This is a genomic window from Kribbella sp. NPDC055071 (assembly GCF_053608045.1).
This window is the reverse complement of sequence record NZ_JBSGUS010000001.1, coordinates 184,995-211,646: the sequence shown is the minus strand read 5'-3', so window position 1 is coordinate 211,646 and position 26,652 is coordinate 184,995. Positions and strand designations below refer to the sequence as shown.

26 protein-coding genes are annotated in these 26,652 nt (G+C 67.8%); 11 read left to right on the top strand and 15 right to left on the bottom strand.

Annotated features, from left to right (window positions below; translation table 11 throughout):
- The first annotated feature begins 43 nt into the window (after positions 1-43).
- Genes zwf through pgl form a run of 3 tightly spaced genes read left to right on the top strand, consistent with a single transcriptional unit; the run spans position 44 to position 3,527 of the window.
- Positions 44-1,594, top strand: coding sequence for a glucose-6-phosphate dehydrogenase (gene zwf / locus ACWF4Z_RS01030; protein WP_452240850.1), 1,551 nt, complete (start codon positions 44-46; stop codon positions 1,592-1,594).
- Positions 1,591-2,808 (top strand): glucose-6-phosphate dehydrogenase assembly protein OpcA, encoded by a 1,218-nt coding sequence (locus ACWF4Z_RS01025; protein ID WP_452240849.1) that lies wholly within the window; start codon positions 1,591-1,593, stop codon positions 2,806-2,808. The genes zwf and ACWF4Z_RS01025 overlap by 4 nt, the downstream gene beginning before the upstream one ends.
- Positions 2,805-3,527, top strand: coding sequence for a 6-phosphogluconolactonase (gene pgl, locus ACWF4Z_RS01020; RefSeq protein ID WP_452240848.1), 723 nt, complete (start codon positions 2,805-2,807; stop codon positions 3,525-3,527). Before ACWF4Z_RS01025 ends, pgl begins: the two co-directional genes overlap by 4 nt.
- Here pgl and ACWF4Z_RS01015 read toward each other — a convergent pair.
- Complete coding sequence (locus ACWF4Z_RS01015; RefSeq protein ID WP_452240847.1) at positions 3,524-4,072, bottom strand: hypothetical protein; 549 nt, start codon at positions 4,070-4,072, stop codon at positions 3,524-3,526. The two genes, pgl and ACWF4Z_RS01015, sit on opposite strands and share 4 nt — an antisense overlap.
- Before the next feature lie 117 nt (positions 4,073-4,189).
- Positions 4,190-4,846: an NADPH-dependent F420 reductase gene (locus tag ACWF4Z_RS01010; protein WP_452240846.1), complete on the bottom strand. Its 657-nt coding sequence runs from the start codon at positions 4,844-4,846 to the stop codon at positions 4,190-4,192.
- Positions 4,847-4,910: 64 nt separating this feature from the next.
- Between ACWF4Z_RS01010 and ACWF4Z_RS01005 the strand changes: the two genes are divergently transcribed.
- Positions 4,911-5,246 (top strand): winged helix-turn-helix transcriptional regulator, encoded by a 336-nt coding sequence (locus tag ACWF4Z_RS01005; protein ID WP_452240845.1) that lies wholly within the window; start codon positions 4,911-4,913, stop codon positions 5,244-5,246.
- 25 nt (positions 5,247-5,271) lie between these two features.
- On the opposite strand, the gene ACWF4Z_RS01000 is transcribed toward ACWF4Z_RS01005, so the two are convergent.
- Positions 5,272-6,702, bottom strand: coding sequence for an AAA family ATPase (locus ACWF4Z_RS01000; RefSeq protein WP_452240844.1), 1,431 nt, complete (start codon positions 6,700-6,702; stop codon positions 5,272-5,274).
- Positions 6,703-6,760: 58 nt separating this feature from the next.
- Between ACWF4Z_RS01000 and ACWF4Z_RS00995 the strand changes: the two genes are divergently transcribed.
- Together ACWF4Z_RS00995 and def are read left to right on the top strand one after the other, a co-directional pair.
- Positions 6,761-7,576, top strand: coding sequence for an LLM class F420-dependent oxidoreductase (locus tag ACWF4Z_RS00995; RefSeq protein ID WP_452240843.1), 816 nt, complete (start codon positions 6,761-6,763; stop codon positions 7,574-7,576).
- 65 nt (positions 7,577-7,641) lie between these two features.
- A complete protein-coding gene (gene def, locus ACWF4Z_RS00990; protein ID WP_452240842.1) occupies positions 7,642-8,247 on the top strand; it encodes a peptide deformylase in 606 nt (201 codons plus the stop codon).
- 1 nt (position 8,248) lies between these two features.
- Here def and ACWF4Z_RS00985 read toward each other — a convergent pair whose 3' ends face one another.
- The 5 genes from ACWF4Z_RS00985 to cobT are packed head-to-tail and all read right to left on the bottom strand — an operon-like array spanning position 8,249 to position 12,379.
- Positions 8,249-8,803: a phosphotransferase-like protein gene (locus tag ACWF4Z_RS00985; RefSeq protein WP_452240841.1), complete on the bottom strand. Its 555-nt coding sequence runs from the start codon at positions 8,801-8,803 to the stop codon at positions 8,249-8,251.
- On the bottom strand, positions 8,782-9,309 hold the full coding sequence (locus ACWF4Z_RS00980) for a GNAT family N-acetyltransferase (protein ID WP_452240840.1): 528 nt from the start codon (positions 9,307-9,309) through the stop codon (positions 8,782-8,784). Before ACWF4Z_RS00980 ends, ACWF4Z_RS00985 begins: the two co-directional genes overlap by 22 nt.
- A gap of 24 nt (positions 9,310-9,333) precedes the next feature.
- A complete protein-coding gene (locus ACWF4Z_RS00975; protein ID WP_452240839.1) occupies positions 9,334-10,137 on the bottom strand; it encodes a TrmH family RNA methyltransferase in 804 nt (267 codons plus the stop codon).
- Positions 10,134-11,342 carry a uroporphyrinogen-III C-methyltransferase gene (gene cobA, locus ACWF4Z_RS00970; RefSeq protein ID WP_452240838.1) on the bottom strand — a complete coding sequence of 403 codons (1,209 nt, stop codon included), beginning with the start codon at positions 11,340-11,342 and terminating at the stop codon, positions 10,134-10,136. The genes ACWF4Z_RS00975 and cobA overlap by 4 nt, the downstream gene beginning before the upstream one ends.
- Positions 11,339-12,379 carry a nicotinate-nucleotide--dimethylbenzimidazole phosphoribosyltransferase gene (gene cobT, locus ACWF4Z_RS00965; RefSeq protein ID WP_452240837.1) on the bottom strand — a complete coding sequence of 347 codons (1,041 nt, stop codon included), beginning with the start codon at positions 12,377-12,379 and terminating at the stop codon, positions 11,339-11,341. The genes cobA and cobT overlap by 4 nt, the downstream gene beginning before the upstream one ends.
- 130 nt (positions 12,380-12,509) lie before the next feature.
- Between cobT and ACWF4Z_RS00960 the strand changes: the two genes are divergently transcribed.
- From ACWF4Z_RS00960 to ACWF4Z_RS00950, 3 genes are all read left to right on the top strand, one after another.
- The gene (locus tag ACWF4Z_RS00960) at positions 12,510-13,040 is read left to right on the top strand and encodes a YbhB/YbcL family Raf kinase inhibitor-like protein (RefSeq protein WP_452240836.1); all 531 of its coding nucleotides are present in this window, start codon (positions 12,510-12,512) and stop codon (positions 13,038-13,040) included.
- An 80-nt stretch (positions 13,041-13,120) separates the two neighbouring features.
- A complete protein-coding gene (locus ACWF4Z_RS00955) occupies positions 13,121-13,978 on the top strand; it encodes a sigma-70 family RNA polymerase sigma factor (protein ID WP_452240835.1) in 858 nt (285 codons plus the stop codon).
- Between the two features lie 51 nt (positions 13,979-14,029).
- On the top strand, positions 14,030-14,512 hold the full coding sequence (locus ACWF4Z_RS00950) for a carboxymuconolactone decarboxylase family protein (RefSeq protein WP_452240834.1): 483 nt from the start codon (positions 14,030-14,032) through the stop codon (positions 14,510-14,512).
- On the opposite strand, the gene ACWF4Z_RS00945 is transcribed toward ACWF4Z_RS00950, so the two are convergent.
- From ACWF4Z_RS00945 to ACWF4Z_RS00935, 3 genes are all read right to left on the bottom strand, one after another.
- Complete coding sequence (locus ACWF4Z_RS00945) at positions 14,502-15,239, bottom strand: class I SAM-dependent methyltransferase (protein WP_452240833.1); 738 nt, start codon at positions 15,237-15,239, stop codon at positions 14,502-14,504. The two genes, ACWF4Z_RS00950 and ACWF4Z_RS00945, sit on opposite strands and share 11 nt — an antisense overlap.
- A gap of 152 nt (positions 15,240-15,391) precedes the next feature.
- Entirely contained in the window at positions 15,392-16,621 is a 1,230-nt protein-coding gene (locus ACWF4Z_RS00940) for an MFS transporter (RefSeq protein ID WP_452240832.1), read from the bottom strand.
- A gap of 60 nt (positions 16,622-16,681) precedes the next feature.
- Entirely contained in the window at positions 16,682-17,281 is a 600-nt protein-coding gene (locus tag ACWF4Z_RS00935; protein ID WP_452240831.1) for a class I SAM-dependent methyltransferase, read from the bottom strand.
- A gap of 161 nt (positions 17,282-17,442) precedes the next feature.
- On the opposite strand from ACWF4Z_RS00935, the gene ACWF4Z_RS00930 reads away from it, so the two are divergent.
- On the top strand, positions 17,443-18,420 hold the full coding sequence (locus ACWF4Z_RS00930; RefSeq protein WP_452240830.1) for a phosphotransferase family protein: 978 nt from the start codon (positions 17,443-17,445) through the stop codon (positions 18,418-18,420).
- A 705-nt stretch (positions 18,421-19,125) separates the two neighbouring features.
- Here ACWF4Z_RS00930 and ACWF4Z_RS00925 read toward each other — a convergent pair.
- Entirely contained in the window at positions 19,126-22,293 is a 3,168-nt protein-coding gene (locus tag ACWF4Z_RS00925; RefSeq protein WP_452240829.1) for a hypothetical protein, read from the bottom strand.
- A gap of 224 nt (positions 22,294-22,517) precedes the next feature.
- Between ACWF4Z_RS00925 and ACWF4Z_RS00920 the strand changes: the two genes are divergently transcribed.
- The gene (locus ACWF4Z_RS00920; RefSeq protein ID WP_452240828.1) at positions 22,518-23,198 is read left to right on the top strand and encodes a class I SAM-dependent methyltransferase; all 681 of its coding nucleotides are present in this window, start codon (positions 22,518-22,520) and stop codon (positions 23,196-23,198) included.
- A 203-nt stretch (positions 23,199-23,401) separates the two neighbouring features.
- Here ACWF4Z_RS00920 and ACWF4Z_RS00915 read toward each other — a convergent pair whose 3' ends face one another.
- Genes ACWF4Z_RS00915 through ACWF4Z_RS00905 form a run of 3 tightly spaced genes read right to left on the bottom strand, consistent with a single transcriptional unit; the run spans position 23,402 to position 26,522 of the window.
- A complete protein-coding gene (locus ACWF4Z_RS00915) occupies positions 23,402-24,286 on the bottom strand; it encodes a carbohydrate ABC transporter permease (RefSeq protein WP_452240827.1) in 885 nt (294 codons plus the stop codon).
- On the bottom strand, positions 24,286-25,245 hold the full coding sequence (locus tag ACWF4Z_RS00910; protein ID WP_452240826.1) for a carbohydrate ABC transporter permease: 960 nt from the start codon (positions 25,243-25,245) through the stop codon (positions 24,286-24,288). Before ACWF4Z_RS00910 ends, ACWF4Z_RS00915 begins: the two co-directional genes overlap by 1 nt.
- A complete protein-coding gene (locus ACWF4Z_RS00905) occupies positions 25,242-26,522 on the bottom strand; it encodes an ABC transporter substrate-binding protein (protein WP_452240825.1) in 1,281 nt (426 codons plus the stop codon). Before ACWF4Z_RS00905 ends, ACWF4Z_RS00910 begins: the two co-directional genes overlap by 4 nt.
- Positions 26,523-26,652 lie beyond the last annotated feature (130 nt).

Here is a 26,652-nt window from a genome sequence, read left to right as displayed (position 1 = left end):
AGACAATCCCAGAAGCACTAGACGACACGGAGGCAAGCGGCTGATGACCGCTGAGCTCGACGAAGGGCCGGCCGGCCCGGTGAACCCACTGCGGGACCCGCAGGACCGGCGGCTCCCCCGGATCGCCGGGCCGTGCAGCCTGGTCATCTTCGGTGTGACCGGGGACCTGGCCCGCAAGAAACTGATGCCGGCGGTCTACGACCTGGCGAACCGGGGGCTGTTGCCCCCCGGTTTCGCCCTGGTCGGGTTCGCGCGGCGCGACTACACCAACCAGGACTTCGCTCAGATCGTGCACGACTCGGTCAAGGAGCACGCCCGGACACCGTTCCGGGAAGAGGTCTGGCAGCAGCTCGCCGAGGGCTTCCGGTTCGTACCGGGTGACCTGACCGACGACGAGGCGTTCAAGCGGCTGCGGGAGACCGTGGACGAGCTGGACGTCACCCGCGGTACGGGCGGCAACCACGCCTTCTACCTGTCCATCCCGCCAGGCCTGTTCCCGGAGGTCGTGCGGCAGCTGTCCGAGCACGGGCTGACCGATGAGGTCCCCGGTTCGTGGCGGCGGGTTGTGATCGAGAAGCCGTTCGGTCATGACCTGAAGAGCGCGCGGGACCTGAACCGGGTGGTCGAGTCCGTGTTCCCGCCCGAGGCGGTCTTCCGGATCGACCACTACCTGGGCAAAGAGACCGTGCAGAACATGCTGGCGCTGCGGTTCGCCAACTCGATGTTCGAGCCGGTCTGGAACAGCCACTACGTCGACCACGTCCAGATCACGATGGCCGAGGACATCGGCATCGGCGGCCGGGCCGGCTACTACGACGGCATCGGCGCGGCCCGCGACGTGATCCAGAACCACCTGCTCCAACTCCTCGCGCTGGTCGCGATGGAGGAGCCGGTCAGCTTCGACGCCTGGTCGCTGCGCCAGGAGAAGAAGAAGGTGCTCGCGGCGGTCACCCTGCCGGAGCGTCTCGACCTGCACACTGCCCACGGTCAGTACGCGGCCGGCTGGGCCGGCGGCGTCAAGGTCAAGGGCTACCTGCAGGAGGACGGCATTCCGAAGTCGTCCCGGACGGAGACGTTCGCAGCCCTGCGGGTCGATGTCGACACCCGCCGCTGGGCCGGCGTTCCGTTCTACCTGCGCACCGGCAAGCGGCTCGGCCGTCGCGTCACTGAGGTCGCGGTGATGTTCAAGCGCGCGCCGCACCTGCCGTTCGCCAAGACCGAGACCGAGGAGCTCGGCCAGAACGCATTGGTTCTGCGCATCCAGCCGGATGAGGGCGTGACCCTGCGCTTCGGCGCCAAGGTGCCCGGGACCGCGATGGAGATCCGCGACGTGAACATGGACTTCCAGTACGGCGGTTCGTTCACGGAGTCCTCCCCCGAGGCATACGAGCGGCTGATCCTCGACGTACTGCTCGGTGACCCGCCATTGTTCCCGCAGCACACCGAGGTGGAGCTGGGCTGGAAAATCCTCGACCCGGTGATCAACTACTGGGCCGAGCACGGCAAGCCGGAGCAGTACAAGTCGGGCGACTGGGGTCCCGACTCGGCGCACGAGATGCTCGCCCGCGACGGACGCGTGTGGAGGCGGCCATGATCATCGACCTCACCGGTACGACGTCCGCCGAGATCGCCTCGGCATTGCTCAGGGCCCGCCGGAACGCCGGTTCCCCGGCCATGGGCATGGTCGGCACCATCGTGGTGGTCGTCGACGAGGCGTCCCACCACGACGCGATGAAGGCCGCGAACGAGGCCGGTCGCGAACACCCGTCCCGGGTCCTGGTCGCGATCCTGCGGCCCGGCCGGGGTGCGCCCGGTCTGGATGCCGAGGTCCGCGTCGGCGAAGGAATCCCCGGCGAGGCCGTGCTGCTGCGGCTGCACGGTGAGCTGGCCAAGGTGCCGGAGTCCGTGGTCACGCCGCTGCTGCTGCCCGACTCCCCCGTCATCGTGTGGTGGCCGGGCGGCGGCCCTAAGGTGCCGGACGACGACCCGCTGGGCCGCTTGGGCCGGCGTCGGGTCACCGACGCGGCCGCGACCCGTCGCGCGTCCGTCGACTTCACCGCGCGGGCCGAGGGCTACGAGCCTGGCGACACGGACTTCGCGTGGACCCGGCTCACGCCGTGGCGTGCGCTGATGGCAGCCGCTCTGGATCAGTATCCGACGAAGGTGACGGGCGCCGAGGTCGTGTCGGCCAAGGGCAACCCGAGTGCGGACCTGATGGCCGCGTGGCTGCAGTGCCGGCTCGGCGTACCGGTCGAACAGCGCGTGTCACGCGGCCCGGGGATCACGGCTACTCGTCTGTTCACGCCGTCGGGCCCGATCTCGCTCACGCGGTCCGATGGCTCGGTGGCGACGTTCAGCGTGCCGGGGCAACCGGATCGGCCGGTCGCGTTGAAGCGCCGTACGCCGTCGGAGCTGTTGAGCGAGGAGTTGCGGCGGCTCGACCCGGACGACGTGTACGCGTCGACGCTGGCCTGCATGGTCAAGCGGGAGAAGATGCCGGAGTCCGCGAAGAAGGTCAGCGAGGCCGACCGACGCTCGGTCCAGTCCGCGGTAGCGCGGGCGGCGACCAAGGCGGTGTCGGACGAGGCGCCGGACTCGGCGAAGAAGGCCGCCGCCAAACGCGGACCGGTCAAGAAGGCCGCCATCGCCAAGAAGGCAGCCGCCGGAAGGGCCGTTGCCGGCAAGGCCGTAGCCAAGAACGCCGTGGCGAAGAAGACAGCGGTCAAGAAGAGCGCGGCCGCGAAGAAGGCTTCGAGCAAGCGGGTTGCCACCAAGCGGGCGACCGGTAAGAGGGTGGCGAACCGATGACGGAGATCGAGCCGGAGCTGCTGATCCATCCGGATGCCGACGACCTGGCCTTCTCGGTCGCGGGCCGGCTGATCACGCAGCTCGTCGACGCGCAGAGCGAAGGCGGCGTCGCGCAGCTGGTGCTGACCGGCGGCCGAGTGGCCGCGCTGGTGTACGGCGCGGTGGCGGAGTCCCCCGGGAACGTCGAGGTCGACTGGCGGCGGGTCGAGTTCTGGTGGGGTGACGAGCGGTTCCTGCCGTCCGGCGACCCCGAGCGGAACGAGACCCAGGCGCGTGAGGCGCTGCTGTCCAAGCTGGACGTCGACCCGGCGCGGGTGCACCCGATGCCGGCCGACGCCGGGCAGGGCGCCGAGGCCGCGGCTTCGGCGTACGCGGAGGAGCTGGAGGCGGCCGGGTCCCCGACGTTCGACGTCGTGATGCTCGGGGTCGGTCCCGACGGGCATGTCGCGTCGTTGTTCCCAGGGTTCCCGCAGCTCGGGGTGATCGACGTGGCGGCGGTGGCGGTGCACGACGCGCCGAAGCCGCCGCCGACGCGGATCTCGCTGACGCTGCCGTGGCTGAGCCGGACCCGCGAGGTGTGGTTCGTCGTCTCCGGCGAGGACAAGGCCGAGGCGGTCGCGAAGGCGCTGGGCGACGGAGATGTCCCCGCCGCCCAACCAAAGGGCCAGAACCGGACGCTGTGGCTGCTCGACGAGGCCGCCGCGTCGAAAGAGTCCTAGACCTTCGTCAGCGCTTCCTGAGCCAACGGGACGAAGAGAGTCGGCGAGAGCTGGCTCTCGTCGTCCCGGTTCTTCACCATCGTGATCAGGAACGCGGTCTCGCCCTTCCGGAAGTACAAGATCCCGTTCGCGCCCCGGGCCTCGTCACCGAGGTCCGGGATCGGGTTCCCGGCCTGCCCGATCGACTGCTTCAGGATCGCGTCCGACCCCACCGACAACTGGATGTTGTTGTTGTCGTCGGCCGTCGCGTCGTACGAGCACACCGCCGAAAGCACGTTGTCGCCGTCCAAGGCACCGTCGGCCGGCGCCCCTTCCTGCACCGGCTCGCCCAGCACCTTCTCGACGTCGGCCTTGACCAGGTACTTGCACGGGTCCCACTTCCCACCCGCTTGTTCCTCCCCGGCTCCATCCGTCGTCTCTCCCCCACTGGGCTGCTCGGCAGTGGTGTTCGGCTGACTCTCGACCTCGGTGTCCGACGCAAACGCACAGCCGGACACCCCACCCAGCACAATCGCGGCCACCGCGACCCCCGCAAGCACCTTCATGACATCTCTCCCCGAATCATCTGCACTACTGACCCGTGGATCCTGCCGCCCACCCATTTCACCGTCGTCTCAGTAGCCCTTAGGTACCGACCGTTCGGGCAAACTTCGGGCTGATCGTCAGGCGTCGGGGCGCACATCCCCGAACGCGAGCTGCACAGGCGGGAACATGGCGCGGACGTCGCCGCCCGCCACCCAGACCCCGATGGCCAGCGCGGCTGTTGCCTCGAGCAATTTCGCATGGGCAAGCCCGCCCGCGTTCACCGGTTCAGCACCGACGTCGCGGACCAGCTCGCCGACCTTGGCCAGCGCGGCGGGATCGTCGCCACACAGCGGAACTCCCAACGGCCGGCCTTCGAAGGAGTGCGGCGCGTCCCGCCAGACCGGGTCGGCGGCGAGGTTGAACGCCTTGACGACGTGGGCATCCGGTGCCGCGTCACTGATGGCTTCGGCCGTCGCTGGTTCGACGAGCGTGAAGTCCTCGTGATTCAGCGCGTTCGTGCAGTCGATCAGGATCTGACCGGCTGCGATCGGGAGCGCTTTCACCGTGTCCACCACCGCGCTCGCCGGGAGCGCGAGCAGCAGGATCTCGCCGTACGTCGTTGCCTCCCGCAAGCTTCCCGCACTCGCCCCGAGCCGTTCCGCCACCGCCGTCGTCCGCTCCGACGAGCGTCCGCCGATCATCACCTCGTGGCCGGCCTTCACCCAGTGCCTGCCGAGTGCTTCGGCCATCCGGCCGTTCCCCAGGATTCCGATTCTCACCATGCCGGTTCTCATGGCCAGGAAGCTAGCCGGTTCGATACACACCTCCAGGTGCCCAACGACACGGCAGAATGGAGACGTGGAGCCGAGATTCTTCGCCGACTGCCAAGCCCGGATCGCCATCGACGTGATCGGCGGGCGCTGGCAGATGGTTGTCCTCTACTCGCTCGCCCACGGCCCGGCCCGTCCCGGCGAACTGCGCGAGCAGATCGGCGGCATCAGCCAGAAGGTCCTGACCGACACGCTCCGACGGCTCGAACACAACGGCCTGGTCCGGCGCGACCGGTACGCCGAGGCACCACCGCGCGTCGAGTATTCCCTCACCACGGCCGGTGAGGGCCTCCTCGGGCCGCTCAGAGCCCTCGGCGAGTGGGTGGTCGAGTTCGGCGACCAGATCCCGACCGAGATGGCCTAGCCCAGGTACGAGCCGGCCCAGGGCCTCAGCCGGGGTAGATGCCGGGAGAGGCCGGGCGGCCCGGATCGTACTCGGGCACGTCGCCGTTCGTGGCGCCGAGAAGCCGGCGGGTCAGCGCATCGCGGGACGACAGGAGCTCCGCGGTTGCCGAGCGGAGGTGCTCGGTGGTCGGCTCGACGCCCAATTCGGCCGCCAGCAGGACGGTCCGCCGTACCAGCTCCTTCATGAACGACGCGGTCGTACCTTCGGTCTGGGTGATCACCTCGGCCGGGACCTCCAGACCCGGGCCGTAGAGCGACAGCAGCCGAGCGCGACCCTCGGCGTCCGGCAACGGGATCTCGACGGCCATATCCACCCGCCCCGGCCGCTGCATCAACGCCGGCTCCAGCAGATCCGCCCGGTTGGTGGTGAGGAGGAACGCCACGTCGGAGTCCTCCGCCAAGCCGTCCATCTCGTTGAGGACCTGGAAGAGCAACGGGTTGTCCATCCCGTGCGAGAAGTCGCGCGCCTCAGCCACCAGATCGCAGTCCTCGAGTACGACGAGGGCCGGCTGCAACATCCGCGCGAGTGCACACGCCTGCCGGATGAACCCGATACTCGTCCCGGCCAGCAGTACGACGGTGAACTCAGGCAGCCGGGACAGCAGATACCGCACGGTGTGCGTCTTGCCCGTCCCCGGCGGCCCGTAGAACAACACGCCTCGGCGCAGGTGCTGACCGGCCGCCAGCAGCGTCTCGCGGTGGTCCGCGACGCCGATGACCTCACGCTCGATCCGCTCCAGCACCCCATCCGGCAGTACGACGTCCGCCTGGCTGATCCCGGGACGCGCGTGCAACCGGAACGGCCCGACCCCTTGCCCGAACTCGTGCCCCTCGAACGACACCACCTTGCCGCGGAACACGTTGTGCTCGCGGATCAGATCCGGCAGCGCGCCAAGGAACCGGTCCCCCGCCTCCTTGGTCAACGCGAGCACCTCGAGCTCGACGGACGGCCGCCCGTACTGCTGGTTCGCCGCGCGCAACAGCGCGACGTACCGATCCGCCCCCTGCACGCCGAGAAAGAACCCGAACGCGACGCAGTCCATCTCCTCGTCGACATCGATCTGCAGCCGCTGATAGTCGACCGCCCCGATGCCGAACCGGTTGTACGCGGCCAGCTCGAGCAGCTCGGCGAGCGAGTGGTGACCGCGGTCCGAACCGGCCAGCCCGACCAGCTCGAACTCGTCGAACCACGCCTCGACCGCTCGTTGCACGTTCGGCAGGTCGTACGACGGGAACTTCGACGACACCACCGGCACCTGCTCGGGATCCACGCCGAGGTGGGCGCGCAGCCGGTCCCGCAAGTTCTCCCGGCCGGCCTGTCCCGGCGGCTGATGCATCCGCTCCAGGAACCTCGTGAACAACCGCGCGAACTCGTCGATCTCGGTCTCGTCCGGCATTCCGCCGTACCCCCTCATGGTCCATTCCCCGGCCCGATCCGGAGGGTCCTCCGCAACGTGGAATAGGATCACTACCATGACAGATTCCGAGTCCAACGAGCGTCCGTACGCCGCCTATCCGGTCCGGGTCGCCCTCCAGCTCCAGCCCCAGCACGCCGAGTACGCCGACATCCGCCGTACCGCCGCCGCGGCCGAGGAGGCCGGCGTGGACGTGCTGTTCAACTGGGACCACTTCTATCCCCTGTCCGGCGAGCCCGAGGGTCTGCACTTCGAGTGCTGGACGATGCTCGGCGCCTGGGCCGAGGCGACCGAGCGGGTCGAATTCGGCGCGCTGGTCACCTGCAACTCCTACCGCAACCCCGAGCTGCTGGCCGACATGGCCCGGACCGTCGATCACATCAGCAACGGCCGGCTGATCTTCGGCATCGGGTCGGGCTGGTTCGAGAAGGACTACGACGAGTACGGCTACGAGTTCGGTACGGCGGGCGGCCGGCTCGACGCGCTCGGTGAGGCACTGCCGCGGATCGAGCAGCGCTTCACCAAGCTCAACCCGAAGCCGACCCGGGACATCCCGGTGCTGATCGGTGGTGGCGGCGAGAAGAAGACCCTGAAGCTCGTGGCCAAGCACGCGAACATCTGGCACGGCTTCGGTGACGCCGAGACGCTCGCGCACAAGCACGCCGTACTGGACGAGCACTGCAAGACGCTCGGCCGCGACCCGGGCGAGATCGAGCGCTCGGCCGCCGTCGGTTCGAAGACTCCCGAGGAGGCCGGCAAGTCCCTGTACGACGTCGGCACCCGGCTGTTCACGATCGCGACGTCGGGTCCGGTGCACGACCTGGGCCTGCTGAAGGACTGGATCAGCTGGCGCGACGAGGTCAACGCGAAGTAGCGCCCGCGGGCGGGGTGGCGGTCCCTGGGGCCACCACCCCGGCCCGGCCGGTTAGGATTTCCGCCATGTCTACGTTGCCTGAGAACGGTTCGGTGCGGCCCATCACCCGCTGGGGTGAGGACGTCATGCATCGGGTCAACCAGCCGGTCACCGACTTCGGCGACGAGCTGCAGACGCTGGTCGCCGACATGGTCGCGACGATGAACGCGGCCGAGGGCGTCGGCCTGGCCGCGAACCAGGTCGGCGTGGACCTGCAGCTGTTCGTGTTCGACTGCCCCGACAAGGAGGGCAACCGGGTCCAGGGCGTCGTCTGTAACCCGGAGATCGAGCTCCCCGAAGGCAAGGACCGCAGCCTGGACGAGGGCGACGAGGGCTGCCTGTCCCTGCCCGGCGCCTTCACCAAGTGCGCCCGTCCCGACTTCGCCCGCGTCACCGGCGTCGACCAGCACGGCGAGCCCGTCACCTTCGAAGGCAACGGCCTCCTGGCTCGCTGCCTCCAGCACGAGACCGACCACACCAAGGGCGTCGTCTTCGGCGACCGCATCTCCCGCAAATACCGCAAACGCCTCTACGGCGAGGCTGAAGAACTGGCGCCCGACTACCCCGCCGACTGGCCCGTCTCCCCGATGGTCGAGCACGAGGACGCCCACGAGGACACCCCGGCGACCTGACCTACCAGCGAGCCTTGTCGAAGTCGGCGAGGATCGCGTCGACTGTCTGCTCCGGGGTTTGTCCGCCGGTGTCCAGCCAGAGCCCCCGCCGCGGGATCCCCTCCAGACCGGCCTGCAACGCCCGTACGCCGTCCTCGAGCGACTCACCCCAGTCCCGGTACGAGTTGTTGCCCCCTCGCCCGATCTCCCGCTCGACGATGGCCTCGACGGCCGGGACCAACACCACCAGGTACGGCGTCACGTCGTGCAACCGGTTGAACCACCGTTCAACGTGCGTGCCGAGCACTATGTCGCTGCAGACGAAGTCGAACCCGGCGTCCGCATAGTGCTGCGCCACCAGCACGCTCGCGTCGTACCGCAGCTCCAACTGGCGCACAGCCTCGGCCGTCGGCTCAGGCGTCATGATCTCGGCGCCCGCGACGACGCCGGTGTAGAACACATCGCCGTCCAGCGTGGCCGCCGGTGGTCCGAGGCGGGCAGCCAGGAGTGGCGCGATCGTCGACTTTCCGGCTGCTTGCATGCCGGTGACGAGGACTACTTGTGGGCCGCGTTCCATGTCCCCGCCGTGAGTCGGTAGATGGTGGCGTCGAACTCGACGCCGTCCTCCTCCAGCACCGTCTCCTGGTCGAAGCTCATCCCGAGGCGGCGCATGACGGCGATGCTACGGGTGTTCGGGGTGTCGGTCACCGAGATTACGTGGGGCAAGTCCATTGCCGTGAAGGCGTGTTCCAGCCAGGATGAGGCTGCTTCGGTGGCGTAGCCGTGACCCCAGTGTTCGCGCGACAGGCGCCAGCCGATCTCGAAGTCGGGGAACCAGGGCGTGTGCTGGAGGCCGCAGGCGCCCAGGAAGGCGCCATCGCTACGCCGCTCGATCGCCAGGAACCCGGTCCCGTCGATCGCGTAGCGCTTGTTCACGCCCTCCGCGATCGCGTCGGACTCCTCGCGGCTGAGCGGATTCCCGCCGAGGTACATCATCACCGCGGGATCGGTGTTCAGCGCCGCCCACGGCTCCAGGTCCTCGTCGCGGAACGGGCGCAGCAGCAGGCGTTCCGTCGTACGCATGAATCCCCCTCCCATGAATCCGGCTCAGCGTCGGGTCGCGTAGAAAGCGACTGCTGCCGAGGATGCCACGTTCAGGGAGTCGACGCCGCCGGCCATCGGGATGCGCACGGTCAGATCTGCCTGTTCGAGCACGTGCGGCTTGAGGCCGTGTCCTTCGGTACCGAAGATCAGCGCGAGCCGCTCGTCGTGTCTGGCCGCAAGGTCGTCGAGCGTGATCGAGTCGTCGGTCAACGCGAACGCCGCGGCGGTGAACCCATGGGACTGCAGTACGCCGAGATCCCCCGGCCAGCTCGCGAGCCGCGTCCACGGGACCTGGAAGACCGTCCCCATCGAGACCTTGATCGAACGCCGGTACAGCGGGTCCGCACAGGACGGCGTGACCAGCACGAGCTCCACCCCCATCGCCGCGGCCGCCCGGAAGCCGGCACCGACGTTCGTGTGGTCCACGATGTCGTCGAAGATCGCGATCCGCCGTACGTCATCGGTCAGCAGGTCCGCGAGCGGGACAGTAGCGCGACGCTTGTACGACGCAAGTGCGCCCCGATGCACGTGGAATCCGGTGACCTGCTCGGCCAACTCCTCGGACACGATGTACACCGGTGTCTCCGACCACAGCTCCAGCACGTCCTTGAGCGAATCCAGCCACCGCTCTGCCAGCAGGAACGACCGCGGCGCGAAACCGGCCTCCGCCGCGCGACGGATCACTTTGTCGCCCTCGGCAATGAACAACCCGTGCTCCTCCTCCAGCAGGCGACGCAGCGTCACCTCCCGCAGCTGCACATAGTCCGCCAGCCGCGGATCGGCCGGATCATCCAGCACAATCCTCATCGCGCCTGCGCAGCCACGGCAACAACGTTGCCGATGACAACGATCGCGGGTGCGCCGACGCCGGCTTCCGCCATCGCCGCAGCGATTCCGGCCAGATCCGACGTCACCATCCGCTGCCCGGGAAGGGTGCCGTCGGCAATCGCCGCGGCGGGTGTCGTCGCCGGCCGCCCGCCCGCGATCAGCCGCTCGGTGATCGCCGGCAGGTTCTCCACCGCCATCAGCAACACCAGCGTCCCACTGAGCTGGGCCAACGCGTCCCAGTTGATCAACGAGTCCGGATGCGACGGCGGAACATGCCCCGACGCCACCGTGAATTCATGCGTCACCCCGCGATGCGTGACCGGAATCCCGGACACCGCCGGCACCGAGATCGAGCTCGTGATCCCCGGCACCACCGTCCACGGCACCCCGGCGGCCGCGCACGCCAGCGCCTCCTCGAAGCCGCGGCCGAACACGTACGGATCGCCGCCCTTCAGCCGTACGACGACCTTCCCCTGCTGCCCGCGATCCACCAGGATCCGGTTGATCTCCTCCTGCTGAGCGGCCCGGCCACGCGGCAGCTTGGCCGCATCGAACAACTCGACATCAGGATGCAGCTCGTCCAGCAACGGCTGCGGCGCGAGCCGATCCGCGACCACGACATCCGCCTCGGCCAACAACCGCCGTCCGCGCACGGTGATCAGATCGGGATCGCCCGGTCCACCCCCGACCAGGTACACGCCCGGATGCTTCTCGACCTCGCGGGCGCCCAGGTCCCCAGTCCGCAGGCCCTCGAGGATCGCGTCCCGTACGGCGGCCGACCGTCGGTGATCGCCGCCCCCGAGCACGCCGATGGTCACGTTGTCGTGCTGCCCCGATGCGGGCGTCCACGCCGTCGCGCGGGATCGATCGTCCGACCGTACGCAGAAGATGCGGCGCTCCTCGGCCTCCACCGAGACCTGGTCGTTGACCACGGGATCGTCCGTCGCGACGACGACGTACCACGCGCCATCGAGATCGCCGTACACATAACCGCGCTCGATCCAGGTCAACGCCGGGTTCGCCAGCAGGCCCTCGATCGTCGGCGTGATCGACGGGCTGATCAGGTCGATCTGGGCGCCGGACTCGAGCAGCCGCGGCAGTCGCCGCTGGGCGACGCCACCGCCGCCGACGACCACCACGCGGCGGCCGTCGAGCACGAGCCCGGACAGGTACTGATTGGTCACGAGTCGATCCCAGCGGCCTCGAACGTCGCCATCTCGGCGAGCGCCCGGACCGCACAGGTCAGGATCGGGTACGCGAGTACGGCGCCGGTCCCCTCGCCGAGCCTCAGGTCGAGGTCGACCAGCGGCTGCAGCCCGAGCGTCTTCAGCGCGATGGCGTGCCCCGGCTCGGCCGAGCGATGGCCGGCGACGCAGTAGTCCGTCACGGCCGGGTGGAACGCCTGCGCGGCGAGCGCGGCCGCGCCTGCGATCACGCCGTCCAGGATCACCGGCACCTTGTTGGCCGCGCCGCCGAGGATGTATCCGGCGAGGGCTGCGTGTTCGAGACCGCCGTACGCCTGGAGAGCCTTCAGCGGATCCGACGCCGGTACGTCGTGCAGCCCGAGAGCCGACTGGACGATCGAGGTCTTGTGGGCCAGCGTCGCGTCGTCGATACCGGTGCCGCGGCCGGTGACGGCGTCGGCGGTCGAGCCGGTGAAGGTCGCGATCAGGGCAGCGCTGGCGGTGGTGTTCGCGATGCCCATGTCGCCCGTCAGCAGGCAGCGGTAGCCGTCACGGACCAGTCTGTCGGCGAGGTTGAAGCCGACCGCGATCGCCGCCCGGGCCTCGTCCTCGGTGAGCGCAGCCTCCGTGGACAGGTCGCGCGTACCGGGCCGGACCTTCGCGTGCACGATCTCCAGCTCGTCCACCGGCGTCGCCACGCCGACGTCGACGACGCGGACCTCGACGCCATTGTTCGTCGCGAACGCGTTGACCGCGGCGCCACCGGCGGCGAAGTTCGCCAGCATCGCCGCGGTCACCTCCTGCGGCCAGGGCGACACTCCCTGTGCATGGACGCCGTGATCCGCGGCAAACACCGTGACCACAGCCGGCGCGGGCAGCGCGGGGGGACACGTGCCGGTCATCCCGGCGACCCGGACGGAAAGCTCCTCGAGCACGCCGAGGGAACCGGCCGGCTTCGTCAGCCGGGCCTGCCGCTCGGTGGCCGCCCGCATCGCCACCTCGTCCGCCGGTCCGATCCGGTCCAGGTACTCCTCCACGGTGCTCCTCCAGTTCAGTCAGGTCTTCGACGATCTTCGCATCCCGTCCTGCCTGCCCCCGGACCGATCCGGGTCCGATGGACAGTAATGTCGGAATCACCACACATCGCGAGCTCCCGGAGGATCACAGATGTCGCTCGATCGACCCGTCGCGCCGGACCCCTACGAACTGCTTCCGCAGGTCGGCTCCTTCACCGTCACCAGCTCCGACGTCACCGACGGCGAGCAGCTCTCCGACGACCACGCCTTCGCCGGCGGGAACAAGTCGCCGCAGCTCAGCTGGTCCGGCTTCCCGGCGGAGACCAAAGGCTTCGTCGTCACGTGTTTCGACCCGGACGCCCCGATCGTCTCGGGCTTCTGGCACTGGGTCCTGGTCAACCTGCCGGCCACCGTGACCGAGCTGGCCACGAACGCCGGGGCCACCGAGCGCCTCGACAACGGCGGCTTCCACGTCCGCAGCGACTTCGGCACCAAGGCCTTCGGTGGCGCCGCGCCGCCGGCCGGTGACCAGAATCACCGCTACTACTTCGTCGTCCACGCCATCGACGTCGAGGCCCTGGAGGTGGACTCCGACGCGAGCCCGGCGTACGTCGGCTTCAACCTGGCCTTCCACACCCTGGCCCGCGCGATCATCACCCCGACGTACCAGGTCGCGGAGTAGTTGCCCGGGGCGTCCGGTTACCTTTCCCGGTCCGGGCTCGTCATGGTCATGACGGTGATTGATCGAGGGAAGGTAGTCGGATGACTCCGAATGACGCGCTGGCCCGGGCTTTCGACGAGCAGCGGGGCCGGCTGGTATCGGTGGCCTATCGCATGCTCGGATCGCGGGCCGATGCGGAGGACGCCGTACAGGAAGCCTGGCTCCGGCTGGCCCGCCAGGATGCCGCAGCGATCGACAACCTCTCCGGCTGGTTGACGACCGTGGTCGGCCGCGTGTGCATCGACGTACTGCGGTCCCGCAAGACGCGACCCGAGTCGTCGTACGAGGATCAGCTGCCCGAGTTCGTGGTGATCGAGGACGGCGGTCCCGAGGACGACGCCGTACTCGCGGAGTCGGTCGGACTCGCATTGCTGGTGGTGCTCGACACCCTTGGGCCGGCGGAGCGGCTGGCGTTCGTCCTGCACGACATGTTCGCGGTGCCGTTCGCGGAGATCGGCCAGATCATCGGCAAGTCTCCGGACGCCACCAAGATGCTCGCCAGCCGCGCCCGCCGGAAGGTCCAGGGCACCGACCGGCCGGCCGACGAGCCGCAGCAGCGGGCCGTCGTCGACGCCTTCCTCGCCGCCGCCCGGAGCGGAGACTTCGAGGAGCTGCTCCGGTTGCTCGACCCCAACGTGACCTGGCGCTCGCACACCCGACACGGTCTCGTCGTCCAGCAAGGCGCCGAAGAGGTCGCCGCCAGGGTTCAGCGTGGGGCTCGTGCCGCGGTGGACGTACGCGCTGCTGTGGTGAACGGTCTGCCGGGTGTCGCGACGTACGGCGCGAGCGGTCGGTTGGTCGGCGTGATGGCGTGCACCATCGTCGACGGCCGGATCGTCGCGGTCGAGTCTGTCAGCGATCCTGACCGGCTGATTGCCATGGACACTGTTACCTCTTGAAGCTCCCGCTCGTCGAGTCAGTGAAAGGCCAAAACGACGAAGGAGATTCTGATGAACACCAGGCTCAACCCGTTCGGCACGCAGCTCGGCCCGAAGTTCGGGCGGCAACTGGTCTCGGCCGACAAGGCGATCGCCGGTTCGACGTTGCCGACAGCAACGGCCGAGCTGATCAGGATCCGGGCCAGCCAGATCAACGGCTGCGGTGGTTGCCTCGACATGCACGTCAAGGAGGCCGCGCACGCCGGTGAGAGCGCCGTACGGCTCGGTCTGATCGCAGCGTGGCGGGAGACGACCGTGTTCACCGACGCCGAGCGGGCAGCGCTCGAACTGACCGAGGAAGGCACCCGTCTCGCCGACTCCCGCGGCATCTCGGACGACACGTGGGCGAACGCGGCCAAGCACTACGACGAGGAAGAACTGATGGCGATCGTTGCCCTGATCTCCCTCATCAACGCGTTCAACCGGCTGATGGTGATAACCCAGCAGCAGGGCGGTACCTACGAGGTCGGACAGCTCGCGACCGTCAAGCTGTAGATTTTCGAATCGCTGTGACGATCCAGGCACGGGAGTCGAACCAGACTCCGTCCGGCTGCTCGCGCTCAGCCAGTACGGCGAGCAGCCGGTCGAGTGCAGGTTCCCACCCGTCGGCCATCCCCAGTCCGCGGATCGCATCGCTCGCCGTCCTGGCGTTCGCGCCGTAGTAGACGGGTTCCCGTACGTCGGTCACGTCCACGTCGGTGAAGCCCGCAGTAGTTAGCAGCTGTCGCGCCACGGCGGGATCCGCGAGGGAGAACGCTCCACCTGTGATCGGCCCCGGCTCGACACCCTCGAGCGCTGTGCGGATGACGGTCACCCACTCCTGATACTTCGACTCCTGCCAGACCAGTTGTACCAACCGGGCTCCCGGCCGCAACGCTTGCGCAATGTTGCCGAACGCAACCTTCGGATCGCCGAAGAACATCGTGCCGAACCGACTGATCCCCAGCGAAAACTCGTTCCGCGGCAATGGCGCAGTCTGTACATCAGCGCGCTCGAACCGCACATTCGGTACGCCCTCACTCAACCGCCGGGCGGTCGCGATCATCCCTTTGGAGATGTCGACCCCGAGCGCGCTGCCGCGAACCGCGCGCCCGGCTGCGTCCCGGGTGCTGAGACCGGTGCCACACCCGATATCGAGCACGTGATCATCCGGCGCGACATCCATTGCTGCCAGCAACCGCCGGTGATACCGGCCCAACTCGGCGTCGTAGTCGAAGCTCATGCCCCGAACCTAGGCGAACCCCACCACCCACGAAAAGCACGAGCTCCCGATCACCTCGATCGCCAACCGCAATCATCGCTCCGGCAGCGGACCTCCACCGATCCATCCTTGCACTCCAAGGCCGGAGTGGGTCATTCCAAGGCCGGAGTGGGTCATTCCAGGGCTGGTTCTGGTTCTGCGCGTCTTGCTCGTTGCCAGGCGATGGCGAGGAGGATGGCGGCGACACTTCCGGCGAGGCCGAACCAGCCGACTGCGTTGACCGCGTCGGTGCGGTCGGCCAGGATCCCGGCGAAGAGAGGGCTGACACCGGTCGCGGTCGTGAGTCCGCTGTTCGACATCCCGATCGCCTGCCCCCGCCGTTCGTCCGGGATTCTGAGCGTCATCGACGTCGTCGTCTGCATCACGACGATCGTGCCGAACCCACCGGCCACCACGAACAAGACAATCGACACCACGATCCCGGGTCGCAACAGACACAACGCAACCGGCACCGCGGCGGCGATCGAGAGCGGCCCGAGCAACCCCGGTCGCTTCTCCTCCGGTACGAACTTGCTGAACAGGAACGCCCCGACCACACTGCCCAACGGATCCGCGGCGAGGATCAGTCCGACCATCACCGAACTGCCGCCGAAGACAGCGACGTACGGCGCGGCCATCCCTTCGTAGACGGCGACGAGCGCCATCAACCACAGCATCAGGACGAGCGCCCGCATCCCACGATCCGCGAACAGCAGTCCCCACGATTCACCCGCCGATGATCGCCAGGATCGCCGTACGCCGTCGACCGCGACCGCCCGATCCGCGGCCGGACGCGACTTCAGTCCAGTCCGGATCACAATCGCCGAGCCGAAGAAGGTCACCGCATCGATCACGAGAACGACGTACGGATTGAAGAGCGCGATCAGCAGACCACCACCGGCGAACCCGGCCATCTGCGCGGACTGGATCGTGATGCTGCGGATCGCCATCCCGGTCGAGAAACGTTCCTTGCCGAGCACCTCCGGCAGCAACGCGAGCTGCGCCGACTTGAAGACCGGCTGCAGCAACGACACGATCCCGACCAGCACGCACAACGACCAGAACGGCATCACCGGCAGCGCCACCAACAGGATCAGGCATCCCCTGAGCGCGTCGATCCAGAAGATCAGCTCCCGCCGCGGGAACCGATCGGCCAGCCCGGTCAGGAAGATCCCGCCGAGGAGCGACGGTACGAACGTCAACGCATACGTCAACCCGGTCAGCGCAGCTGATCCCGTGTCGGCGAACACCAGCACCGACAACGCGACCCGAGCCAACTGATCCCCGGCGACCGACTGCAACTCCCCCAGCCACATCGCCCGAAACTCCGGCACCCGAAAGACTTCCCGATACCCAACAGCCATAGTGCGGACCATAAACACCGCGCGGTCCCGTCCCCGCACTATTCAACGCAGGCGTAATCCTTAGGCGCGTTCGATCCTCGCGAGCCAGGCCGGCGCGCCGTTCTCGTCGTGATACCGGGTCCCGATCCGACTCGCCTCGATGGCGACGATCCGCCAGCCGCTTGCGAACGCCGTCCCCAGATCGTCCTGGGTGATGGGATGCGGTCCGGTGTCACGCCCTTCCTCACTAAAACAGAGGACGTACAGCGTCCCATCGGTCACCTTCGCCAGGCTTTCGGCGTACGCCGAACGCTCGCCGGCATCGAACGTATGCAGCAGCCCACTGTCCAGCACCGTGTCGAACGTCCGTCCAAGCCGCTCCAAATGCAACGCGTCGCCAGTTTCGAACTCAACCTCCAGCCCACGCTCCCGTGCCTTCTCTCGCGCCCGAGCCAACGCGGTTTCGGCGACATCGACCCCCAGCACGCGCAACCCCAACGACGCCAGATGCAACGCGTTCTCACCACTCCCACACCCCGCGTCAAGCACAGTCCCCGTGAACGCGCCCGACTGGGCCAACCGCACAATCGCCGGCTGCGGCCCCACATCCCAAGGCGCCGGCCCTGCGTCGTACGACACATCCCAAGGCACCCCGGTCATCCGCTCATGACTGGTCGGCACCCGCCCACCAAACCGACCCCCATCTCCCGCCACACCCTCATCCTCACCCCCAAACCCGAGTTCCGTCGAGAGCCACCACCTCACCCTCAGTACGGGCAGAGAAAGGTGAGGCGTGGGTGGAAGGTGGCGGGTAGCCTCGGCCGGGTGTGGGAGGGCCTGCGATGAGGTGGTTGAAGGAGCGGTCGGCTGCGGCGGTGGTGGAGGCGCTGCGGGACGTGGCGCCTGAGCTGAGTGAGTATCCGATCGTGCTGCGCGAGGCGGTGAACGAAAGCGACCCCCTCTGGTGGTCGGCCACGGGAGTCCTCGACGAGCGGTTCGTGGTGAAGTTCGCCTGGTCCGAGCCCGCGGCGCTTCGGGTCGCGCACGAGATCACGGTCCTCGCGGCATTGGCTGAGGAGCCGGCCGTCCCGTACCTGCCGGAAGTAGTTGCCAGTAGCACCGACCCGGTGCTGTTGGTGACCAGGTTGATTCCGGGTCAGGCGCTGTTCGACATCGTGGACTCGATGGACCGGGATCAGGCCGGCCGCCAACTGGCTGAGTTCCTGGCCGGCCTGGAGGATCCAGCTACCCGGCACCGCGTCGAAGCCGCCGTGGGTGAGCTTCGCCCGGCGGTCCTTCAGCCAGTCTCGACCGACGTCGTACGCGAACGCTTCCCCCGATGGGTCCGCCCAGACCAGCGCCCAACCGTCCTGCGCTGGTGCGACTGGACCGACGAGGTCCTGGCAACCCCCCGCCCGTCAGTACTGGTCCATGGCGACCTCCACGGCGGCAACCAGATCTGGTACGACGACCACCTTTGCGCCGTCGTCGACTTCGAAACCACCGGCCTCGCCGAGCCCGAATACGACCTCCGCACCTTCCCCGGCACCGGACCAGGCATCGAACTCCTCACCGCCACCCTCCACCACTACCAGGCCCTCACCGGGCGCGACCTCTCCCCCAACCACGTCATGGCCTGGCATCTCCGCACCCTCTTCAGCGACGCCCTCTGGCGCAGCGAGGCAGGTGTCCCCCTCCCAGACCACCGAACTCCACCCGACTGGATAGAAGACCTAACCACCCGCTTCACAGCCCTAGACATCAACCCAGCACATCCACCACAAAACGACAGCGGGCCGACCCCATCCGGCTTGCAGTAGGTGCCCGCCTCCCACTGCGTACGGCGGTGGTTGCTACCCCAGGCACGACCACGACCCAGCATGAGCGGCGCGCTCGACCGAACCGAGACGCTCCGCCCGGGGATTCTCAACGACCGGAGAGATCAGGCATGCGGCGTGCTGGGACGACCGACGAACCGGGACACGAGGTGTCGAAGAATACGGCGTGTCGGCAGACGTGACACGTTCGAGGCAGATGCCCGAAACGCCGAGGTGCAGAGGCGCGACGCACTGGGGTGCTGAGGTGCGACGCGCTGGGGTGTGTGAGGCGCGTTGGGGTGCTGAGGCGCGACGCACTGGGGTGCTGAGGCGCGACGCATTGGGTGCTGAGGCGCGACGCATTGGGGTGCTGAGGCGCGACGCATTGGGGTGTGTGAGGCGCGACGCGCTGGGGTGTGTGATGTGTCGATGCCTATCACGATGCCGGGGCGGATGTGGTCGGGGACGAAGCCGTAGGCGTCTCCGGCCTCGATTTCGGTCTCGACCGACTCGACGCCGATGGCCGGGTTGTGCTCGGGGCCAGGGCCAGGGCGAATATCGTCGCCAGGGGCGGATTGGGTCCGTTACGCCCAGGCGGTCTCCCCGGTTCTGCTTTCTCGGCTAATCGTCATCGCCCCGGCCCCGGCGCGCCCGCTCATGTACTAGCAGATCGCCTGCCATCCAATGACCGGCACCTCTCGCCGATGGTCAGAACGGTGGAGGATCGCTGTCGGCCGTGCGTCGGTGTGGTGGCATCGACGAGGTTCCGTTCGGGTCCGGTTGCGCCGGCTCCGGTTGCGCCGGCTCCGGTTGCGCCGGCTCCGGTTGCGCCGGCTCCGGTTGCGCCGGCTCCGGTTGCGCCGGCTCCGGTTGTGCCGGCTCCGGTTGTGCCGGCTCCGGTTGTGCCGGCTCCGGTTGTGCCGGTTCCGGGCTTGCGGGACGCGGTCTTGTGGGATGTGGCCCTGACATTGGGGTTGGTTCGGAGGCGAGCGGCCCGGTCATGAGCGGCTCGGTCATGAGCGGCTCGGCGACGCGTGGTCCGGCGGCGGGCGGTTGCGCGACGCGTGGTTCGGTCGTGGGTGGTCCGGGCATCGTCGGTCCAGGCATCGTCGGTCCAGGCATCGTCGGTCCAGGCATCGTCGGGCCGGGCGTGGGTGGCTGGGTGATGGGGCCTCGGGCGGGCGGGACGGTGGTGTAGCGGTGGCCGGTGGGGGTGGTGAGGGTGATGGAGCCGTTGGGGTGGCTGGTGGTGGTCCAGCCCCAGGCGGGGGTGTCTTTGATGACGTGGTGGTACTCGCAGTACGGCGCCAGCCCGAGCAGGTTGGTGGTGCCGGTGCGGGCAAACGGTGTGGTGTGGTCGCGGTCGCAGTCGCGGGAGGTGCGGTTGCAGCCGGGCCAGGCGCAGACCGGGTGGCGGGCCAGGAGGGTTTCGGTGACCAGGACGCCGGGGTCGTGGCGGGTGGTCGATGCCTCGAGGACGGTGCCGTTGGTGGGGTCGGTGAGCAGGCGCCGCCAGGTGCCGTCGGCGGCGATGCGCCGGGCCAGGTCGGCGGGGATCGGGCCGTACCCGGTCAGCTCGCCTGGGTCGTCGTCGAGCCCGAGGAGCGTGGACGCAGGCACGACGACCTCGATGTGAGGACGTCGGCGATGCTGATCGGGCAACCGGCGGCCTAGCCAGTCCAGTCCGTTGTGGAGGATCTGCTCGAACAGATCCGCCACCACATCCGCACGCCGCTGCTCAACAGTCCGCTCATCCCCACCCCCAGGCGCCGAGCCCGCACCGACGCAAGCTGCAGCCTCGGGCGGGGCGGATGCGGAGCCTGATCCTGGCGTCTCGGGACCTGCGAATGTTGAGCCCGCCGCGACGCATGCTGCGGCAGCCTCGGGCGCGGCCGATGTAGAGCCCGCGGCGCCGCGATCAAGTGCCTCGGGAGCTGCGAACGTTGAACCTGGCGCATGGGACTCGTCCGCCTCGGGATCCGAAGGTGTGGGGACCGCGGTGGTGGCGGCGCCGGCGGCCGTGGATCCACCAGGTGCGGGATACGCGGTAGTTGCGGCTGCTGCGGCTGCGGCTGCGGATCCAACGGGCGTCGGGTACACCGTCGTGCCGTCGGCGGCCGCGGACCTAATGGGTGCCAGGCGGGCCCTCGTGGCGTCTACGGCGTCGGGCCGTGCGGTTGCGGGCTCCTCAGTTGTGGGTGCTGTGGCTTGCGGCCGTGCGGCTGTGGAGCCTGCGGTCGCCGAGTCCGTGGGTTCGGCCCTTGTGGTGGCAAAGCCTCCGGTTGTGGAGTCTGCGGTGGTGGAGTCTGCGGTGGTGGAGTCTGCGGTGGTGGGCTCTGCGGTCTTGGGGTTTGTGGGGGTGGGGGCCGCCGGGGTGGTGGACTCGGTGGGCGCGGACTCTGGTGCGGAATGCGCGGCGTTCGGCCCTGTCGGGTTCGGGCCTGCCGGGTTCGGGCCTGCCGGGTTTGGGCCTGCCGGGTTTGGGCCTGCCGGGTTCGGCTGTGCGGGGTTGGGGTTTGTGGGGGTCGGGGGTGTGGGGGTGGCGCGTTTGGCCAGGGTGGCCATGGCTTGGATGACGACCCACATTTGCTGGATCTTGTCGCAGGTGTTGACCACCCACAGGCCGGCCATGCCGTCGGCGAGGGGAACGATCTTGCAGGTGCGCTCAGTCACCGCGGCACGGTGAGCGTCGGCGGACTCGGCGATGGTGTGCTTGGCGACCTGGCGATGCAGCGACGCTGAGAGGTTTCGATGGGTCTGTTTCGCGGCTCGCTTCAGCACATGCGCCTCGACGGCCTGGGCTGCTTGGTCGGTGAGTTTGCTGGTGGCCTCGGAGATCGCCAGTGCCTTGCCCCAGGTCAACGCCCCACACTTCAAGCCGGTGTGGGTTGCCCTCAGGGTCGACGTCAACCGCCGCGCGGTTTCGACCCGGCGGGCGATCGTGTTCGGCGACAGGCCAAGGGCCAGGCCGATCTCGCTGTACCAGGACCTCTCCGGATCGATCGGGCGACCCGAACTGTCCACCTGACTCGGGCGCGGGGACTCGCGATGCTCGGCCTGGCGTTGCCGGTAGAACGACGCCATCGCACTCGCCTTGCACGCCTCGGCCCAACTCACCATCCGCTCCGCGGCCTTCATGAACTCGATCAACTCCATCGGCGACATCGCCTCCGGCCGGGTCTTGTCCAACGCCGCGGCCAGCTCGCCACCGGGCGGGAGCAACACCCACGCCGGCGCGGTCCGCCGCAGCATCTCCCGCTCGGCCTCGTCCTGCTCGACACCAGCCCACAACTCCCACTCAAGATCATCCACCCGCGTCGACCGGTTCCGGCCCAGCAGCTCGTCGAGCTCGGCGTCCAAATAATCCTGCTCGCTGACGAACCGCGGACCCCCAGGCTCACCAGGACCCTCCGGAATGTCGAGACCCTCCGGGATGTCGAGCAGTTCCGGAATGCCAAACCCGGCAGGGATGTCGAACTCGGGATCGGGCGGCTCGTGACTGCAGAACTCAGGCATGCGGAACGCAGAATTGCCGAACTCCGCGCTGCGGGACTCGGCGCTGCGGGACTCGGCGCTGCGGGACTTGGAGTTGCAGAGGTTGGCGTTGGCAGACTCGGGATTGTGGAACCTAGGGCCATGGAGCTCGGGGTTGCGGAGCTTGGAGCTATCGGGCTCGGGGCTCGGGAATTGAGAGTCGTGGGACTGCTCGGGAGCTGTGGACTCCGTCGGCGGCGGGCGATCGCCTGGCCGGCTGGCTTCTCCGGGCCGTTGGTCGGCGCTCGATTGCACGAGGTCGGTGGGCATGGCGGTGGGCATGGTGGTGTCGGTGACGGCTGGGAGACCGTCGCCGGGGCGGCTGACCACACTCACGTTCATGGGTCAATATTAGAACACCTGTTCGATTTCACCAAATCGCGAACTCTGGAGAACGGACCAGGTCGCGGGACACCGGAGACGGTGCTGCACAACGTCGTAAGACGGGCAGACTCAGCGCTCGATGCGGGGCGCGCGGTGGGGGGCGCGCGGTGGGGGCGCGGCTTTGGGGGGGAGCCGGAAATTTCGTTGCCTTGCGCACCGTGAGGTCGTTAGCGTCGGCGCGTATGACGGGTGACGATCCGAAGCAGGTGGTTCGGCGGGGTTACGACGTACTGTCGAGCAGGTACGACGAAGCGACCGGCGCGGACTCGAAGTACCGGAGCTGGATCGACGAGCTGCTCAGCCGGCTCGATCCTGGTAGCAGAGTTCTCGACGTCGGTTGCGGTAGCGGCGTCCCGATCGCTCGTGAGCTGACGGCCGCTGGTCATCACGTGACCGGCGTCGACATCAGTGAGGTGCAGATCAGTCGAGCGCGCGAGCTTGTCCCGGACGCCGAGTTCGTCCAGGCTGACGCCACTAGCCTGGAGTTTCCACCCGAGTCCTTCGATGCAGTTGTATCGCTGTACGCCCTGATCCACATCCCGTTGGCGGAGCAGCAGGACCTGCTCAAGAACATCGCGAGTTGGCTCAAGCCGGGCGGCTGGTTTCTCTGCACCACCGGCCACCGCGCATGGACAGGCACCGACGACAACTGGCTGGACGGCGGAGTACCCATGTGGTGGAGCCACACCGACAGCGCCACCAACCAAACCTGGCTGACCCAGGCCGGGCTGACCATCACCGACCAAACCTTCATCCCCGAAGGCTCAGGCGGCCACGCCCTCTTCTGGTCCCAACGCCGTCCAGCTCCTCGCGGTCGTCCGGCACGCGATCGGGGTCAGCCGAGACGCCCGCAAAGCTCTTGAGCCACGGACTCCGGATGCGGCAACTCCTGGCCACGGGGTGCGGCAGCCGCCGGAGGCGGGCAGAAGAAGCAGCCGCCGCGGACCGATGTCCGTCGCACAAGCCGCACAGCGAGTCCAGTCAGAGGAGTCTGGCCGGGTCCGCATCATTTCGTGAGCGGCGAGTTGTCCGGCGGGGAGCCTGGTGGGGTCCCCGCCGTCGGGGTTTAGTCCTTGATGCCGGATTGGGTTACGCCTTGGATCAGGTAGCGCTGGAGGAAGGCGAAGATGAGGACCAGCGGGAGGATCGAGACGGCTACGGCCATGAAGAGTTCGTGGATGTTGATGGTTTGGGCGGTGACGAACGTCGACATCGCGACCTGGACTGTCCAGGACGACGAGTCTTGGCCGATGACCAGGGGCCACAGGAATGCGTTCCAGTTGCCGATGAAGGTGATCGCGGCTAGGGCGGCGAAGAACGGGAGGGAGTTCGGTACGACGATGCGCCAGAACACCCCGAAGTACCCGGCGCCGTCGACTCGCGCCGCCTCCTCCAGCTCCTTGGGGAAGCCCAGGAAGTACTGACGGAAGAGGAACGCCGCGAACCCGCTGAACAGCGTAGGAATGATCAGACCACGCAACGTCGAGACCCATCCGAGCGACGAGACCACGATGAAGCTCGGGATGAACGTCACCGCGGCCGGGATCATCAGCGTCGCGACGATCGCGTAGAAGATCTTGTCGGCATGTTTGTACGGGATCCGGGCCAGCCCATATCCCGCCATCGATGCCAACAGCAACTGTCCGGCCGTCCCGAGGATGCCGACCACCGCGGAGTTGTACAGCGCCCGCGCCATCGGCACCTGGGTGTCGTCGAACAACTCCTTGATGTTCCCCCATTGCAGATGCGAGGGAAACAACGTCCACGACGGCGACGTGATGTCGGCCTCGGTCGACAACGCGTTGCGCAGGATCAGGTAGAACGGCAGCAGGAACAGGACCACGGCGATGAACAGCGCGATCCAGCGCAGCAGCAGCCCGACCCGGCCGATCGGGCTTCGGCTGAAGCCGATCGGCTGAGGTGTTCCCGTCGTACGCTCGGCGGTAGCCATCAGTCACCGGCCCTTCCGAAGCCGAGGATCCGGCTCTGCAGCAGCGTCACGATCATGATGATGACCGCCAGGATCAAAGCACCGGCCGAACCGTGGCCGAGGTCCTGGATCGATCCCAGCGAGATCCCGTACAGGTAGACCAGCGGCGGCCGCGCGAAGTTCACGTTGCCGAGCAGGTTGTAGAACTCGTCGAAGGCCTGGTAGGCCGCGATCAGATTCAGGATCAGTACGGCGACCGACGTGGCCCGCAACTGCGGCAGCGTGATGTATCGGAACACCTGCCACCCCGGCTTCGCGCCATCGACGTACGCCGCCTCGTACAGCGTCGGCGAGATCCGTTGCAGACCCGCGATAAACAGGATCATGTAGAACCCGAGCTGCAACCACAGACGCACGGTGATGATCGGGATCCAGTACCACGGCGGGTCGACCGTCGACAGCCAGGCGATGTTGTCGATCCCGAACCAGCCGAGCACCGTGTTCGCCAGTCCGAACCGGACTCCGTTGAAGATCGACAACCGCCAGATCAGGGACGCCACCACATACGAACACGCGGTCGGCAGGAAGAACACCGACCGGAAGAACGCCCGCGCGATCTTCACCTGGTTGACCAGCAACGCGAGCGCGAGCGACAGTGCGAACGTCAGCGGCACGATGAACACCGCGAAGATCGTGAACGTGCCGAGGCTCGACAGGAAGTTGTGGTCGGTGAGCATGTCGATGTAGTTCTGCAACCCGACGAACTTCGACGGTGTGACCGTGTTGTAGGCCTCGAAGAAACTGAGGACCAGGCTCCAGATGATCGGCAGGTAGGAGAAGATCAGCAGCCCGAGAACGAACGGACCGACGAAGATCCAGAACCACATCGTGCTGCCGGCGATGCCCGTACGACGCCGCCGGGACTTCCGCCGCTCACCACCTGCGACGGAGTCCTGGACGGGTTTGACCGAAGCGCTCATCCGAACAACCGGGACAGCTCGGCGTTGACTGTCTTTTCGGCTGTGGCGATCTCGGCGGTGGGGTCGGCTCCCTTCCGGATGATGTTGGTGAGCATGTCGGTGTAGGCCGTATTCATCTTCGGGGTCCAGGCCGGATTGTCGGTGTGACCGTAGTCGCCGGTCAGTTTCACGGTCTCAGCGGCGACACCGCTCTGCAGCTTGGCCGCCTTCGCCGCAAGGCTCTTCCGGGGCGGGATGTGGAAGCCGTAGTTCAGGCACCAGTCCTCCTGGTAGTCCTGCTGGTCGATCCACAGCCACTTCACGAACTTCTTCGCCGCGTCGACGTTCGGGCTCTTGGCCGACACGAACTGCGTCCAGCCACCCGAGTACACGGCCGGCTTGCCCTGCGCGTCGAGCTTGGGGAATGCGAACACCCCGAGGTCGTCGCCGAGCGCCTTCTGCATCGCGGGGACGGCCCACATGCCGATCCACTGCATCGCGACCAGGCCCTGGATGAGCGCACTCGGGTCGGTCCAGTCGGTCGGTGAGCCGAGCAGCGCGCTTTTGCTGTCGTACAGCTCGTGCAGCTTGCCGAACGCCTGCGCCGCGCGATCGTTGGTGAAGCCGGGCTTGTTGTCCGTGGTGAGGCGGTCCCCGCCGGACGACCAGAGCGCGGGTGCGCCGAGCGCCAGGCCGCCGTCGTTGCCGACGAAGATGCCCTTCACCTTGTTCGTGGTGAGCGCCTTGGCCGCGGAGATCAGGTCGTCGACGGTCTCCGGCGGTTTGATCCCGGCCTTGTCCAACAGCGACTTGCGGTAGTAGATGACCTGCGGGTCGACGATCATCCGGATGCCGTAGACCTTGCCGTCGACCGTGTTCGTGGCCAGGTCGCCCGGGGTGAAGTCGTCCTTCACGTCCGCGAGGATGTCGTCCAGCGCCACCACCTGGTTGCTCTTCACCATGCCGATGTTCAGCTGGCTCTCGAAGACGTCCGGTGCCTTGTTCGACAACAGACCGGAGGCGAGCTTGCTGGCGTAGTCGCCCGGCGTCCACTGCACCGCGACATTTGCATCGGTGTAGGCCTTGGCGTATTTGGTCGCGGCCTGCTGCGTGCCGGCTTCGCCGTATTGGTGGTACCACTGCGACAAATTGACCTTTGAACCACCGCCGCCACCAGAGGACGGTCGTCCGGTATTTCCTCCACACGCCGCGGTGAATGCCGCGAGTGCGGCCAAGCCACCGGTCCGCTTCAGTAGATCCCGCCGGGTCAGACCGGCGTTCGGAACATGAGCAGGCATGAATTCCACCTTCCCGAGAGCAACGCCGCAGGGGTACGACGCCAGGTTCCGAGTTACTTAACGTGGTTAAGCATCTCCGATTTCGCACACAGTACAACACGATCCAACATCACAACAGCTTTCGCACATG